Raw genomic sequence first — 15,163 nt, 5'->3', positions numbered from 1 at the left:
ACCGCCGCCGACTACAAACTACGGCAATAATTTTGCAGTGCAACAGAAAACGTCGATGCGTGCAGCAAAAATGTTGCGATGCAGCAAGAGCTGTACTAGCATTCCCTCGGGTGGGCCAACAGCGGTCGAGTTTTTATGCTGCATGTCTTGTACCTTGTGCACGACGTTTCCGACCCGGCGGTGCGCCGGCGGATCACGATGCTCAGGGCAGGTGGGGCCCAGGTCACTTTGGCCGGCTTCCGTCGCACCGCGAATCCGATTGCGGATATCGAGGGACTGCGGCCGATCGACCTCGGCGCGACGCGTGACGGGCGATTCGGCCAACGCCTCGCGGCCGTCGCCAAAGCAGCCGTTTCGATAGGCTCGAAGCTTGGCGGCATGCCAAAACCGGATCTCATCATCGCGCGCAACCTGGAAATGCTGGCGCTTGCCCGCCGCGCCAGGTCAGCCTTCGGTGCATCGGTCCCGATCGTATACGAGTGCCTCGACATTCATCGGCTTGTGCTGCGCAACGATGTCCTGGGCAAGGCGCTGCGCGCCACCGAACGCTTTCTGGCCAGGGATGTGAAGCTGCTGGTGACCAGTTCTCCTGCCTTTATCGCCAATTATTTCAAGCCGTTCGGCCAGGTCGCGGCACCCATCGAGCTGGTCGAAAACAAATATTTCGAGGCCGCGACGATCTTGCCCGGCGCTCCGGAGGCTGAAGAGAGCCCGGCCGGTCCGCCATGGCGGATCGGCTGGTTCGGTGCGCTGCGCTGCCGCCGCTCGCTCGAGCTGCTGGCCGATTTCTCCCGCCGCATGGAGGGCCGCTTTGAAATCGTGCTGCGCGGACGTCCGGCTTTGTCGGAATTCCGTGACTTTCACGGCTTTGTCGAAGCCGAGCCGTGGCTGTCGTTTCTCGGGCCCTACCGCAATCCGGAAGACATGGCGGCGATCTACAACGATGTCCATTTTTCCTGGGCGATCGATTTCTTCGAAGCGGGGCAGAACTCCGAATGGCTTCTGCCCAACCGGCTCTACGAAGGCTGCCGTTTCGGAGCGGTGCCGATCTCGATGGGCAACACCGAGACCGGGCGGTTCCTCAAACAGCAGGATATCGGCGTGCTGTTGCCGCAGGCGTCGCCCGAAGCGCTCGAAGCCGTGCTCGGCAAGATGGAAGAGCATCGCTTCGCCAGGCTGAAGGAGCGCGTTCTGGCTCGCAATCCGAGGACCTGGAGCTACGATCGCAGCGATTGCCGGGCGCTTGTCGAGCGGCTGCGCAGCCTGACGGCCGTGCCCGGCTCCTTTGCCGCCGAGGCATTGGCATAGGATGGCCAAGGATGGACAGAGGCAAGATGGACAGAGGCAAGATGGACAGGGGTTGATGACGCAAACCGAAAGACCCTCATCCAACCTGATCGTTATTCCGTGCCTGAATGAAGCCGCCCATATCGGTGCGCTGCTCGATCAACTGCGGCCCGCGGCCGCCCGGCTTGGCGCCCGGATCATCGTCGCCGACGGCGGCAGCACCGACGGCACGCTTTCCATCGTCGAGGACGTCATTGCCAGGGACCCGCGGGTTATCCTGCTCCACAACAAGCGGCGCATCCAAAGCGCGGCGATCAATCTCGCCGTCGGTACCTTCGGCGATGGTGCCGACTATCTCATCCGCATCGATGCACATGGCGGTTATCCCGACGATTATTGCGACCGACTGGTCGAGGAAGCCCTGGCTACATCAGCGGATTCGGTCGTCGTTTCGATGCTGACCAGCGGCAGCGGCGCCGTGCAGAAGGCGGCCGCCGCGGCGCAGAACTCCAAGCTCGGCACCGGCGGCTCGAAGCATCGGCATCTTTCGCAGGGACAGTGGATCGATCACGGCCATCATGCACTGATGCGGATATCGGCGTTCGGCGCCGTCGGCGGCTACGACGAAACGTTCAGCCACAACGAGGACGCCGAGCTCGATTACCGCCTGCGCAAGGCCGGCTACAAGATCTGGATGAGTGGCAAGACGCAGATGGTCTACTATCCGCGCGCCTCGCTCTCAGGCCTCTATTTCCAGTATCTCGGCTACGGTCGCGGGCGTGCCAAGAATGTGCTGAAGCACCGCGTCATCCCAAAGATCCGGCAGATGCTGCCGCTGGCGGTCTTCCCGGTGGTTCTTCTTGCGGCCTTCTCCTTCGTGCATTGGATTGCGGCAGTGCCTTTGTTGCTGTGGGTGTCGGTGTGCCTGGGCTACGGACTGGTGGCGGCTATCCGCCAGCGCAAGGCTGACGTTGCGCTGGCCGGTGTCTCGGCCATGGTCATGCATCTTGGCTGGTCGGTTGGCTTCTGGCTGCAGCTTCTCGGTCTCGGCTCGCGACGCGGAGTGGCCTGATGGCGGTGTCGGCAAAGAACCGCAGCATCGACATCGGCGTCTGCACGTTCCGCCGGCCGGAGCTGGCTGACACGCTGCGCTCGCTCGACGCCATGGAGATGCCGGCGGGATTCGATATCCGCATTATCGTCGCCGACAATGACGACACCCCGACGGCCCGTGATCTGGTGGCGGCGCTGTCGCGGGAATTGACGGTGCCGATCCACTATCGGCATGCCCCGGCGCGCAACATCTCGATCGCCCGCAATGCCTGCCTCGATGCGAGCACAGCGGATTTCGTCGCCTTCATCGATGACGACGAGACGGCCACGCATCAATGGCTCGCCGAACTGGTCGTGATGGCGCAGCAAAGCGGTGTCGCCGTCGTGCTCGGCCCGGTCAGGGCGCGCTATCGCCCAGATGCGCCGGACTGGATGCGGCGCGGCGATTTCCATTCGACCTTGCCCGTCTGGGTGCGCGGCGAGATCCGCACCGGCTACACCTGCAATGTTCTGCTGCGGATGGGCTCGGATAGCCTGCGCGGCCGCCGCTTCAGCCTGGCGCGTGGCCAGACCGGCGGCGAGGACACCGAATTCTTCGATCAGATGCACAAGGCGGGCGGCCGCATCGCGTTCTCGCCCGAGGCCTGGGTCGACGAAGTGGTGCCGCGCTCCAGGGCGGCATTCGACTGGCTCGGCCGCCGCCGCTTCCGCGTCGGCCAGACGCATGGCCATCTCCTGGGCAGCAGCGCCAGCGGCATCGGCCTGGTCAAGCAGGTCGGCCTGGCCTCGGCAAAGGCCATCTATTGCTTCGCCTCGGCACTTCCGGTCGTCGTCAGTCCGGTCCGCAGGAACCGCAGCGTGCTGCGCGGCATTATGCATGTCGGTGTCGTCAGCGGCCTCGTCGGCATCCGCGAAATCCGCCTCTATGGCCAGCCGTCGCCACAGGAGGGAGGCAAGCGTGCAGTCTGACGTCAGCTCTGTCCCCGATGTTTCCTTCGTCATTGCCGCCTACAACGCCGAGGCGACCCTTGATCGGGCGATTGCCAGCGCCATCGCCCAGAAGGGTGTCAGCGTCGAAATCATCGTCGTCGACGACAAGTCGCGCGATGCTACGCTCGACGTGGCGCGGGCCTATCCAGGGGATATCGTCCGTGTCGTCGCCCTGGCCAGCAACCGCGGCCCCGGCGGCGCCAGGAATGCCGGCCTCGACGCCGCCCAAGGCAGATGGATCGCGGTTCTCGATTCCGACGACGCGGTCTTTCCCGGCCGGCTCGCGGCCATGATCGCTCGTGCCGAAAGCGCGGATGCCCAGATCGCCGTCGACAATCTGCAGGTCGTTCGCGAAGATGGCGTCATCGAGGACGCGATGTTTCCGCGGCAGTATCTGGAAGGCTTGCGCGAGATTTCGCTGGCCACCTACATCGCCGGCAACGTTGTCTTCGAATCCAAGTTCAACCTCGGCTATCTCAAGCCGATCTTCCAGCGCGAGTTCCTGAACGAAAACCGGCTTCGCTACGACGAAAAGCTGAGGATCGGCGAAGACTACGTCCTATTTGCCGAAGCCCTGGCCAGGGGTGGCAAATGCGTGGTCGAGCCTGATATCGGCTATGCCTATCATATCCGCAGCGGCTCCATCTCGCGCGTGCTCGAGCTTCACCACGTCGAAGCGATGAGCCAGGCAGATGCCGAGTTCGCTCAAACCCATGCGATGGATGAGGCTGCGCAAGCCGCGTTTGCCCGGCGCGGCCGCAGCCTGCGCAAGGCGGCATCGTTTCTGTCACTGGTACAGCACATCAAGGCGCGGTCCCCGCTCAAGGCGATCCGGACAGCGCTCAGCGACCCGGCGGCGGTCAGGCATATGGGCATGCCGATCGCCGTGCGGTTGCGAAGAATGGCGGCACAATTTGCCGTTGGGGCGGGGAGGTGAAGATGCAGGCACATGGAGGGATTTTTCGTGGCCTGTGAATGGACTGAAGTCGATCTCCTCAGAAGGAATTTGCGATGAAGAAAATCAGGAAGGCCGTGATACCGGTGGCGGGGCTTGGAACACGGTTCCTGCCGGCGACCAAGTCGATGCCGAAGGAAATGCTTCCCGTGGTCGACAGGCCTGTCGTGCAATATGCGGTGGACGAGGCCTTCGAAGCGGGCATCGAGCACATCGTCTTCGTGACCGGTCGCAACAAGGCGGTGATCGAGGACTATTTCGACCTGCATCCGGAATTGATCGGCACCCTGGAGCAGACCGGCAAGAAGACCCAGCTGGAGGCGCTCGAAAGCATGCTGCCTGTGGCCGGTGCCACCAGCTTCATCCGCCAGCAATCGCCGCAAGGCCTCGGCCATGCCGTCTGGTGCGCGCGCGAGGTTATCGGCAACGAGCCCTTTGCCTTGCTGCTGCCGGACATGGTGTCCTTCGGCGGGCGCGGATGCCTAGCCGAAACCGTCGAGCTTTATGAGCGCACGGGCGGCAACGTGATCGCCGTCGAGCGTTGCGAACCGAGCGAGACCAACAAATACGGCATCGTTGGCCGTGGCGCCGAGATCGGTGGCGGTTTCGAGGTGACGGCCATGGTCGAGAAGCCGGCGCCGGCCAATGCGCCGTCGAACTTCTACATCAACGGCCGCTACATCCTGCAGCCCGAGATTTTCGCTCTTCTGGGCAATCAGCAGCGCGGCGCCGGCAACGAGATCCAGTTGACGGATGCCATGGTTCGTCTGTCGAAGGATCAGCCGTTCTTCGCCCAGCCTTTCCTCGGCCGCATGTTCGACTGTGGTTCCAAGGAAGGGTTCATCCAGGCCAACATCGCCTTCGCGCTGGCGCGCGATGACATGAAGGGTCCGGTTTTCGAGATGCTTCAGGAGTTCGTCCGGTCGCATGAACGCCAGGAAGAAGCCGCATAATGCCCATCTTTCGGGAGCATGGTCCGATGGCTGGCGAAGAGGGGCCGGCAGGTTCTCGCCGTCTGGCACGACGCTTGCTTCGCTTCTGGCGATGCTCCCGATCTTCGAGGCGCCTGCAAGCCAAGGCATGATCCCGGAAAGTGGGTCCCGGTTTCCGGAAAAGATCATGTTGAAACAGTGAGATAGAGCCCATTGCGACGGACCGGCTCTAGAATTGGACCGAAGATGAATTATGCCAATTTTCCTCTCGACAAGAGGATGCCATTGCCGAATTCGGACGCAGGAGACGGCGAAGACTTCATCGATATCGAGCGGCTGCTTGGCATGGCCGCACGGCAGGCCAAGGTGGTTGCCGTGTGTGCCGTCATCGGTCTCTTCCTGGGCCTGTTCTATTTGCAGACAACGCCGCCCAAATATCAGTCGGTCGCGAGCGTGCTGATCGACGAAGGCTTGAACAAGATTGTCGACGATATCTCGGCGGCGTCGACAACCATGCAGACCGATTCCGCCATCCTGAGCCAGATCGAGATCCTGACCTCGACGCGGCTTGCCGCCGTGGTCGTCGACAAGCTGAAGCTCGACCAGAACGACACGTTCATGAATCCGCCCCAGTCGGCGCTTGCCCAAGGCATAGGCCTCATCCGCAGCGTGATCCAGTATGTCCGCCCCAGCCCTTCCCTTCCGGGTGGCGCCGACTTCAGCAAGCTCGACCCCGCCGCCCGCGATGCGCTGATCGCCACGTCGCGCCGCGACTACGCTATCCTCAAGCTGCAGAACGAGATCCGGGCGGAACGCGTCGGCCGAAGCTACGTCATCGCGCTCGGCTATCAGGCGACGGATCCGGCCTTGGCAAACGCCATCACCAAGGCCTATGCCGATGCCTATCTCGCCGATCAGCTCGATGCGAGCTTCGATGCCACCGAGCGGGCTGCGGTGTGGCTGCAGGGCCGGTTGACGGAGCTGCGCCAGAGTTCGCAGGCAGCTTCGCTCGCGGTTGAGAAATTCAGGGCCGAACATGGGCTGGCCGCCAACAGCGATGGCCAGCTGATGAGCGACAAGCAGCTTTCCGACCTCAACGCCCAGCTTATCGTGGCGCAGGCCGACACCGCACGCGCCAGCGCCCGCTACCAGCAGTACAAGGCCATTGTCGACAGCGGCTCCGAAAACGCCTTCAAAGATGCCGCCATATCGAGCGACCAGCCAAGCAGTTCGGTCATATCGGCGCTCAAGACCCGCTACCTCACAGTGGCCAAGCGGCTGCAGGACGTCGAGGCGAATTTCGGCCCCGAGCACCCGCAGGCGGTGGCTCTCTCCAAGGAGAAGGCCGACATATCGACGCAGATTTTCGGCGAGCTGAAGCAGCTGACCGAAAGCTATCGCAACGAATATGAGGTGGCGCAGGCACGCGAGACCGCGCTCAGGGCCAACGTCGCGGCCGCGCAAGGCAAGAGTTCCGTCGACAACCAGACGCAAGTCAAGCTGCGTGAACTCGATCAGCAGGCGACGGCGCTCACCACGCTCTATCAAACATTCCTGGGTCGTTACGAGGAAGCCGCGCAGCAGCAATCCTTCCCGGTCGGCAAAATCCGCATCATCTCGGACGCCTCGATGCCGTTTGCCGCGTCAAGCCCGCGCACCATCGTCGTGCTCGGACTTTCGCTGGTGCTTGGCCTGCTGATGGGCGCCGGCTTTGGTGGGCTGAACGAGTTCAATGAACGCTTCTTCAGGACCGGCGAGGACGTGCGCGACCGCGTCAACCTGAAATTCCTCGGCTATCTGCCGACGATCGGCGGCAAGCTCGGCAAGGAAGAAAAGCCGGGCGATATCCAGGTGGACGCTAAGACCACTCAATCGCTGTCGGCGGCCGAAAGGCGGGCGCGCATGCGGGTCAGCATCGATTCTCCAGCCTCGATGTTCTCCGAAACGCTGCGCAGCGCCAAGATCGCCTTCGACGTCGTGATGGAAGGGCAAGGCAGCCGCGTCATCGGCATTATCTCGGTGCTTCCCGGCGAGGGCAAGTCGACGGTCGCGGCAAATCTCGCGGGCTTGCTTGCCGCCAATGGCGCCAAGACGCTGCTGATCGACGGCGACTTGCGCAATCCCGGCCTCAGCCGGGGCCTTGGCATGGAAGCCGAGCAGGGTTTGATGGAAGCGGTTGTCAGCGGCCAGACTTGGCAGTCTGTCGGCAAGATCGACAGGCAGACGAAGCTGGCGATCATCCCGGCGGTGCTGCGCGGTCACTTCTCGCATACCAGCGAACTTCTCTCCTCGGCCGGCATGCGGCGCTTCATCGAGAACGCCAAGGAGACGTTCGAATACATCGTCGTCGATCTGCCGCCGCTCGGACCGGTGGTCGACGCCAAGGCCTTCGCCCCCTTGGTCGACGGGTTTGTCCTGGTCACCGAGTGGGGGCGCACGCCTCGCGCGATGGTCAGGTCGATGCTGGAATCCGAACCCTATGTCGCCAACAAGATCGTCGGCGCGGTGCTGAACAAGGTCGATTTGAAGAAACTGGCCAAATACGGATCGTTCGGTGGCTCGGAAAAGTTCTTCGATAAATATTCGAGCTACTATCTGGAAAAGTCGGAAGTGCGCGGCAAGGCGCCGGTCTGACATCGGTCATTGCGCGCGTGGGGCCACTTTGAGGTGTATCGATCTTCAGGTCAGCACACCTGAACATCGATGCGTCAGGAGAAGATCAGCCTGCCTTGCTTGTCGGCGATCCTGACGGCGGTCAGGCGTCCGCTCTGGAAGGCGGCTGTGTCGATGCCGAGCCGGCGCCCTTCGAGCTTCGGGACATCCACCGGCGTATGCCCGTGCACCACCCAGCGGTCGAGCAGGTGTGTTGCCTCGAAGAAGTCCGAACGGATGGTAATTAGGTCGTGGTCGGTTTGCGCCGCAAGGTCGACGCCGGGCCTGATGCCGGCGTGGACAAACACGAACTTCCGCGAACGGACCATGATCGGCAGCCCGCGTAGGAAGCTGACGTGATCCTCTGGAATGATCTCCCTTATGCGCCTGTCGATCTGCGCGCTGCTCCCGTAGAGGCTGGTGAGGCGCGCCGGATCGATGCCGTAGGAAAACAGGGTTTGCAGGCCGCCCGTCGCCAGCCAGGGCTCGCGCGACAAATGTCCGTCGAGATAGTTCAGCATGGCCACTTCGTGGTTGCCCGCAAGACAAATGCGCTGAAACCCTTTCGGCGCCGGCGCCAGAAGGTGATCGAGCACCCGCGCCGACTGGAGCCCCCGGTCGATGTAGTCGCCAAGCATGACGATGATCTTGCGGCTCTGGAAGCGCAGCGAATCGAGCAGGATGTTCTGCTCCAGGGCGCGGAGTTCCTTGTAGCAGCCATGCACGTCGCCGATCGCGTAGACAACGGCATCCTGCATGTCGATATCCAGGCGCGGACGCGCCGCGATGCGGGGTTTTCGCTGGAACAGGGTCACGTGCGGCGTCTCGAGGCGAACTCTCATGCGGAAGGCATAAGCGCCTGATATCTTGACCAAAACGGAGAATTCCGCAATCGTGGAAAATGCAACCACGCCGGGTTGGGACCGCCAATGCATGTCGCCCAAAAATGAGCTCGGTTTTGGAAGAACGGCCTGTGTGGAAACAAAGCCTGAATCCGCTCAGGCGCGACATGCTTTACGTCGGCCGTTGGGCCGGTAATGCCGGATCGTCGTCAGGCTGCCTTGAGCCGATAACGGAAAACGGTGTGGTCGAGCAGCAGCCGGATGCGTGGTTCGGCCTCGATCGCCACCAGCCAGCTTGCCGCGATCATCGTCGCGCCGACGACCGCCATCGAGAACAGATGTGGCAGACCGGCGCGGACCAGGATGCCGAGCAGGGCCGCGCCGACGACATCGTGCAGCAGGTAGAGCGGATAGGTCATCAGGCCGATCCGGCGCCAGCCGCTCCAGGAAAGGTCGAGCCGCAGCGACCATGCCATCAGCGCGATGCCGATGAGGAAGATGAGGATCGGCGGCGCGAACGGCATATCCCGCCCGACCTTCAGGATATGAACGTCGACCGAACTGGCGATCTGCAGCACACCACCGGCCAGGAACAGGGCGCAGAAGGCAAGTCGGGCGCCTGTCACCGCCTTGAAGCGCATCAGCCACAGCATGACGCCGGTGGCGAAGAAAACGCCGTGATGCACCAGAAGCAGGGCGAGCGTGCGTGTTTCGGCAAGATCGGCCCAGCCGAGCGGGTAATACAGGCACCAAAACAGCGTGCTGACCAAGCCGATGGCGACGGCCACAATCTCCATCAGATGGAAGCGGCCAAGGCTGAGTAAGATCCAGACGATAGCATAGAAGGCGATCTCGATGCCCAGCGTCCAGTAGACGCTGTCCACCCAAGGCGCGTACGGAACGAACAGGCCGGTGCGTAGGAGCCTGATAACGGCATCGGTCGGCCAACTGAGGCCGACAAGCAGCAGCACCACCGCCGTGACCGGTGCGCAGATCCAAACCGCCGGCGCCAGCCGTTTCACCCTTGCTTCGAAAAACTGTAGGGGTGTCGACCTTTCGGCGCTGAAGGCGATGACGAAACCGCTGATGACGAAGAAGATCTGGACGCCGACCCAGCCGGATTCGACCCAGGCGCCTATTGCCGGCTGCGGGGGAACGCCGCCCGTCGCGCGCGCCGAAACACCGTCCGGATACGCCCACACCCAGAAGCCATAGTGGTAAACCATGACCATGAGGGCGGCGAGAAAGCGCAGGATGTCGACGCCGCCAAATGTAATCTTCTTTTGAGCCATGCGACCTGTGTCGATGGCCCCCCGCAAGCACTGTAGGGCGCATTGCTGCGTTGCACAATAAAAGATTGCTCGTCGATCCGAAAAGCGGCCTCGACAAGCCAAAGCCTTCAGCCGCTCAAAGGCCGATCCCACGGTCCTTCAGGGCCTTGGTGATCTCCTCGATGATGATCGGATCGTCGATCGTCGCCGGCATGGTCCATTCTTCCTTGTCGGCGATCTTCTGCATGGTGCCGCGCAGGATCTTGCCCGAACGCGTCTTGGGCAGGCGCTTGATCGTCACCACCGTCTTGAAGGCGGCTACCGGGCCGATGCGTTCGCGCACCAGGCCGACCACCTCGTTCTCGATGGAGCCGACATCGCGGGTTACACCTGCGTTCAACACCACGAAGCCCAGCGGAACCTGGCCCTTCATGGCGTCGGCAATGCCGATGACCGCGCATTCGGCGACATCGGGATGGGCCGAAAGCACCTCTTCCATGGCGCCGGTCGAAAGCCGGTGGCCGGCGACATTGATGATGTCGTCGGTGCGGGCCATGACGTAGAGATAGCCGTCGTCGTCGACCATACCGGCATCCGCCGTCTTGTAGAAGCCGGGGAACTCGTCGAGATAGGCTTGGCGGAACCGTGCGTCGGCATGCCACAGCGTCGGCAGGCAGCCGGCCGGCAGCGGCAGTTTGACCACCACATTGCCCAGTGTGCCGCGAGGCACCTGATGGCCAGCATCGTCGAGCACGCGGATGTCGTAGCCGGGCATCGGCACGCCGGGCGAGCCGTATTTCACCGGCAGCAGGCCAAGGCCGGCGGGATTGATCGTCATCGGCGAGCCGGTCTCGGTTTGCCACCAATGGTCGACCACAGGCACGCCTAGCTTCTGCTCCGCCCATTTGATGGTTTCCGGGTCGGCGCGCTCGCCGGCAAGAAACAGCGTGCGGAATTTCGAGAGGTCGTGTTTGGCAATGAACTCGCCCTTCGGGTCCTGCCCCTTGATGGCGCGGAATGCGGTCGGCGCGGTGAACAGCGCGACCACGCCATGCTCCGCTATCACCCGCCAGTAGGTGCCGGCATCGGGCGTGCCGACAGGCTTGCCCTCGAACAGGATGCTGGTGCAGCCATGCAGCAGCGGTCCATAGACGATGTAGGAATGGCCGACCACCCAGCCGACATCGGACGCCGCCCAGAACACCTCGCCCGGCTTGACGCCGAACTCGTTTTCCATCGTCCATTTCAGCGCGACCATGTGGCCGCCATTGTCACGAACGATGCCCTTGGGCTGGCCGGTCGTGCCCGATGTGTAGATGATGTAGAGCGGATCGGTGGCCAGCACCGGCACGCAATCGACATTGGCGCCCGCTGCCCGTTCGCGGGCGACCGCATCGGCATAGTCGATGTCGAAATGCTCCTTCATCTCGCAGCGCAACTGGTCGCGCTGCAGGATCAGGCAGGCGTCCGGCTTATGGCGGGAGATCTCTATCGCCTTGTCGAGCAACGGCTTGTAGGCAACGACGCGGCCCGGCTCCAGGCCGCAGGATGCCGAAATGATCAGCTTCGGCCTGGCATCGTCGATGCGGGTGGCAAGCTCATGCGAGGCAAAGCCGCCGAAGACCACCGAATGCACCGCGCCGATGCGGGCGCAGGCGAGCATGGCGATGGCCGCCTCGGCCACCATCGGCATGTAGATGATGACGCGGTCGCCCTTGCCGATGCCGCGATTCTTCAGCACAGAGGTGAGTGCAACCACCTCGCGCTTCAGCTCGGCATAGGTGAACTTCCTGACCATTCCTGTGATGGCGCTGTCATGGATCAGCGCGATCTGATCGGCGCGCCCGCCCGCGACATGGCGGTCGATGGCGTTGTAGCAGGTGTTGCAGGTGGCGCCGGTGAACCAGCGGCCATAGACGCCGGCCGCGGCGTCGAACACCTTGTCCCAGGGCGAATACCAGTCGATGCCGCTAGCCGCGTCCGCCCAGAAGCGCTCCGGGTCGCGCTTCCAGCCTTCATAGACCTCGTGATAGCGTGAAGCCATCCGTACCTCCCCGGGAAATGTTTTCTTCCTTCCAGATAGCGCGCTCTAACCTTGGCCGCAAATCCACGCCATTGTGGCGACGGCATCGACCTGGCGCTTGGGGGCAAGCAGCTATGAATTGCGAGACAGGATTGGGGTTGGTGATGTTTGCTGCTGTGCGGTTCATCGGGCGCTTTGCGCAATCATCGGTCACGGGCGCCCTACTTGCTATGTCCACCGGAACCGCTGAAGCCGGCGATGCCGCGGCACGGCACATCATCGGCTTTTCGCCGGATGGCGCTTATTTCGCCTTCGAGCAATATGGAACGCTCGACGCCGGTGTCTCGGACTCCGGCTGGTCGCAGATCGATATCATCGATACCCGTACGGATCAGGTGGTTGGCGGCAAGCCGATCCTCGTCGTCGACGAGACGGAGGAAGCGACACTGACCCTGGAGCAGGCGAGGGCGCAGGCCGCCGCTCAGGCAGCGCCCGTTCTCGCCCAATATGCGATCACATCTGTGGCCGAGCAGGCCGCTTCCGACAAGTTTACCTTCCCGGGCGAAATGGTTGCCTACAACGACATCTCCCGCCTCGAACAGGTGTCGCGGAAATGGCTGGCGCCGCTCCATGGCGAAACAGGCATTTCGACCATCCAGCTCGACGAAATCCTGGCGGCCAGCGCGACCGATTGTTCGGCGAGTTTCGATGCGACGCAGCAAGGCGACCAGGCACTTCAAGGGGAAAAGCCACTTCAAGGTGAGAAGGCAGGCAAGGCGCTCGGCTTCCGGCTGACGCTCCAAGGCCAGGATGGCAAGCCGATCAAGATCCTGCACGAGGACAAGACCGTGCCGGGCTCAAGAAACTGCCCGACCTCCTACAGCCTGTCGGAATCCTACCAATTCACCCCGGCCGGCAAGCCGGCGGTGATCGTCGTGCTGGTCCAGCGTTTCAGCCAGGGTTTCGAGGGGCGCGATCGTCGCTTCCTCGCGGTGACCGGGCAGCCACGCTGAGAGGTTGCGCCCAGGCGCCGGCAGCCGCTGTGTCTGAAGGTTGTTTCTAGATCGGCAGGGCCACAAGCATGAAGCCAATGCCGCCAGCGATCAAAATGGCTGTAGCCAGCGCTTTTCTGTGACGTTCGAAGCTCGTCGGAGCTCGCTCCCAATTGTAACGCATACGCTATCTCCCCAATACCCGGACAGGTTTTATCTTACTTAGGGGAAGAAATGCAACGTCCGCTGCCGGCCGGCCCGCTGCTTGTCACATTTCACCGATGACTATTTCTGGGACGAATGCGGCCGGGAAGACGCAACCGAGCAGGTTCTAACGCGACTGGGGCGGAGAATCTGTCAGCAAAGCCGTTGGTCCGGTGCACTGGGCTCCCATGATCGGCTGATAGACAGCGCTCCACCTCCGCGCTATCTGATTTCCGGGATGAGCGTGGCTTGGAGGGGCGTGGTGGAAATAGTCTCTGGAACCGTTCTGCGGCTAGCCGAGGATGCCTCCGTGCAGCATGTGGGCGATGGCGCAGTCGTGCTTTTGGCGCGCAGCGGCCAGCTTTATACATGCAACGGCACGACCGAAGCCTTTCTCGACAAGGTGGACGGCGCGCGCAACCTCGACCAGATCGTCGACCTGCTTTGCGAGGAGTTCGAGGTTGACAAGGGGACGCTCGATCAGGACATGGCGGCACTGGCCACGGATCTGATCTCTGAAGGTATCCTCGCCGCGCCAGGTGCTTGATGGCTGACGGCCCGCTCCTGCGCGCTCTGTTTCGCTGCCATCTCTGGGCAAGCGCGCGGCTGATGCCGGTCCTTGTCACCAACCGGAGCTTCGAGGAGGTGCTCAAATGGGCGCCGCTCGCCTCGTCGACGCCCTATCGCGGTCTGCCGTCCGCCTACATCGTCGCGAGTGTCAACCGCGCCGTCCGCCATCCCTGGCTGATGCGTGACCGCAGGTGCCTGAGGGAGGGTCTGCTAGGTCATCGTTTCCTGCGCCTAGCCGGTTTCGATCCGGACCTGCGCTTCGGCGTCGATCCGCAGTCGATGCAAGCGCAGCGCCTGGCAGCGCATTGCTGGGTCTGCCTCGATGGCAGGCCGGTGGTCAGCGACAAGCTTCCCGGCATGGTCGAAATCTATCGTCATCATGCCGATGCCGTAAAGGCGCGCCCCGCTTGACCAGACCTTCAGCCTGCTATGGCCTCAACGGCCTGATCCTTGGCATATCGGCCGAGCGCCCCGAGCTGTGGCAGGATTTCGACCGGATGCTGGGCAGCCTGCGTATCGCGGAACCCGTCGAGCCGGACTTTCGTCTCGAGATCGCCGAGACAGTCACCTTGGACGAGGCACCCAACGGATCCCTCGTCTTCGATGGCGAGGTGCCGGAGGATGGTCACTGCCGGATGATCGAGGATGGTGGTATCATCCATCTGGTCTTTCCCGAGCGTCAGACCGTTGCCATCAATGGCGTGGCGGGCTGGGCCGAACTCCGGATCCGCCCTGGCGCGAAAGCCGCGTGGACACCGGCAATGCTGGTGCTCGACGCCGCGCTCGACGCCGGTGGCCAGCATATGCTGCACACTGCCGGCTTGACGTTGCCGGACAGCGATGCGGTGGTGCTGATCCATGCTCCGAGCGGCACCGGCAAGACCACGACGTCGCTCGCGCTGGCAACACAGGGCTTTGGCCTCTGCTCCGACGACGCCATGATCCTGAATGTCGCTTCTGGCAAGGTCGTCGCCTGGGGCTTGCCGCGCGCCGTAAAAATCCACCAGAAGACTGCCGAAATGATCCCGCAGGTGGCGCGATGCCTTGGCCAGACGTGGGATCGCAACAGCGAACAGCCCGTCCCGCTTGAAAGGCTGAGTGGGATCGTTCGGGTCGAAAACGCGACCGCCCGGCCGGTGGCGGCCCTCCTGCACCTGGCGCGTTCCGCCGACAGCCAGACCCGGCTCGTCGCCATGGCCGGGACCGACGCAATGGTGGCGCTGGCAGTGGACAATGTCCGCACGGGCATGACCGGGCTGCTGCCCATGCAGAAGCGCCGGCTGGCGACCATCGGCGGGCTGGTCAATGCGGTGCCGACCTTCCGGCTGGAGGTGGGCGCGCGCCCGGCTGACGCTGCGGCGCTGATCAGCGCCACCCTGGATTGACGTCAAG

General features: G+C 63.0%; 13 protein-coding genes. 10 read left to right on the top strand and 3 right to left on the bottom strand.

The features are described from left to right. The first annotated feature begins 135 nt into the window (after positions 1-135). From NKI21_RS01380 to NKI21_RS01355, 6 genes are all read left to right on the top strand, one after another. Complete coding sequence (locus tag NKI21_RS01380) at positions 136-1,308, top strand: glycosyltransferase (RefSeq protein WP_352439753.1); 1,173 nt, start codon at positions 136-138, stop codon at positions 1,306-1,308. A 55-nt stretch (positions 1,309-1,363) separates the two neighbouring features. Then, positions 1,364-2,359, top strand: a complete 996-nt coding sequence (locus NKI21_RS01375; RefSeq protein WP_352439752.1) for a glycosyltransferase family 2 protein — start codon at positions 1,364-1,366, stop codon at positions 2,357-2,359. After that, positions 2,359-3,309, top strand: a complete 951-nt coding sequence (locus tag NKI21_RS01370) for a glycosyltransferase family 2 protein (RefSeq protein WP_023811600.1) — start codon at positions 2,359-2,361, stop codon at positions 3,307-3,309. Before NKI21_RS01375 ends, NKI21_RS01370 begins: the two co-directional genes overlap by 1 nt. Continuing rightward, complete coding sequence (locus NKI21_RS01365; protein WP_352439751.1) at positions 3,299-4,267, top strand: glycosyltransferase family 2 protein; 969 nt, start codon at positions 3,299-3,301, stop codon at positions 4,265-4,267. Before NKI21_RS01370 ends, NKI21_RS01365 begins: the two co-directional genes overlap by 11 nt. A 74-nt stretch (positions 4,268-4,341) precedes the next feature. Then, positions 4,342-5,238 carry a UTP--glucose-1-phosphate uridylyltransferase gene (locus tag NKI21_RS01360; protein ID WP_013528099.1) on the top strand — a complete coding sequence of 299 codons (897 nt, stop codon included), beginning with the start codon at positions 4,342-4,344 and terminating at the stop codon, positions 5,236-5,238. 225 nt (positions 5,239-5,463) lie between these two features. Further along, entirely contained in the window at positions 5,464-7,851 is a 2,388-nt protein-coding gene (locus NKI21_RS01355; protein ID WP_352439750.1) for a polysaccharide biosynthesis tyrosine autokinase, read from the top strand. Positions 7,852-7,925: 74 nt separating this feature from the next. On the opposite strand, the gene NKI21_RS01350 is transcribed toward NKI21_RS01355, so the two are convergent. From NKI21_RS01350 to NKI21_RS01340, 3 genes are all read right to left on the bottom strand, one after another. Next, entirely contained in the window at positions 7,926-8,684 is a 759-nt protein-coding gene (locus NKI21_RS01350) for a metallophosphoesterase family protein (protein WP_023811603.1), read from the bottom strand. 236 nt (positions 8,685-8,920) lie between these two features. Next, the gene (locus NKI21_RS01345; RefSeq protein WP_023811604.1) at positions 8,921-10,003 is read right to left on the bottom strand and encodes an acyltransferase family protein; all 1,083 of its coding nucleotides are present in this window, start codon (positions 10,001-10,003) and stop codon (positions 8,921-8,923) included. A gap of 115 nt (positions 10,004-10,118) precedes the next feature. Beyond that, a complete protein-coding gene (locus NKI21_RS01340; protein ID WP_352439747.1) occupies positions 10,119-12,026 on the bottom strand; it encodes a propionyl-CoA synthetase in 1,908 nt (635 codons plus the stop codon). Positions 12,027-12,235: 209 nt separating this feature from the next. Between NKI21_RS01340 and NKI21_RS01335 the strand changes: the two genes are divergently transcribed. The 4 genes from NKI21_RS01335 to NKI21_RS01320 all read left to right on the top strand — a co-directional run bounded on the left by NKI21_RS01335 (position 12,236) and on the right by NKI21_RS01320 (position 15,156). Next, a complete protein-coding gene (locus tag NKI21_RS01335; protein WP_031213397.1) occupies positions 12,236-13,018 on the top strand; it encodes a DUF2259 domain-containing protein in 783 nt (260 codons plus the stop codon). A gap of 445 nt (positions 13,019-13,463) precedes the next feature. Next, complete coding sequence (locus NKI21_RS01330) at positions 13,464-13,748, top strand: PqqD family protein (protein WP_013528093.1); 285 nt, start codon at positions 13,464-13,466, stop codon at positions 13,746-13,748. Then, positions 13,748-14,182: a lasso peptide biosynthesis B2 protein gene (locus tag NKI21_RS01325; RefSeq protein WP_023811607.1), complete on the top strand. Its 435-nt coding sequence runs from the start codon at positions 13,748-13,750 to the stop codon at positions 14,180-14,182. The genes NKI21_RS01330 and NKI21_RS01325 overlap by 1 nt, the downstream gene beginning before the upstream one ends. Continuing rightward, positions 14,179-15,156 carry a phosphoenolpyruvate carboxykinase (ATP) gene (locus tag NKI21_RS01320; protein ID WP_023811608.1) on the top strand — a complete coding sequence of 326 codons (978 nt, stop codon included), beginning with the start codon at positions 14,179-14,181 and terminating at the stop codon, positions 15,154-15,156. The genes NKI21_RS01325 and NKI21_RS01320 overlap by 4 nt, the downstream gene beginning before the upstream one ends. Positions 15,157-15,163: the final 7 nt, after the last annotated feature.

It is taken from the genome of Mesorhizobium sp. M0715, assembly GCF_040320355.1.
In the GTDB taxonomy this organism is placed as follows: domain Bacteria; phylum Pseudomonadota; class Alphaproteobacteria; order Rhizobiales; family Rhizobiaceae; genus Mesorhizobium.
The sequence above is the reverse complement of the archived record's forward strand: the minus strand, read 5'-3'. Positions and strand labels throughout refer to the sequence as shown.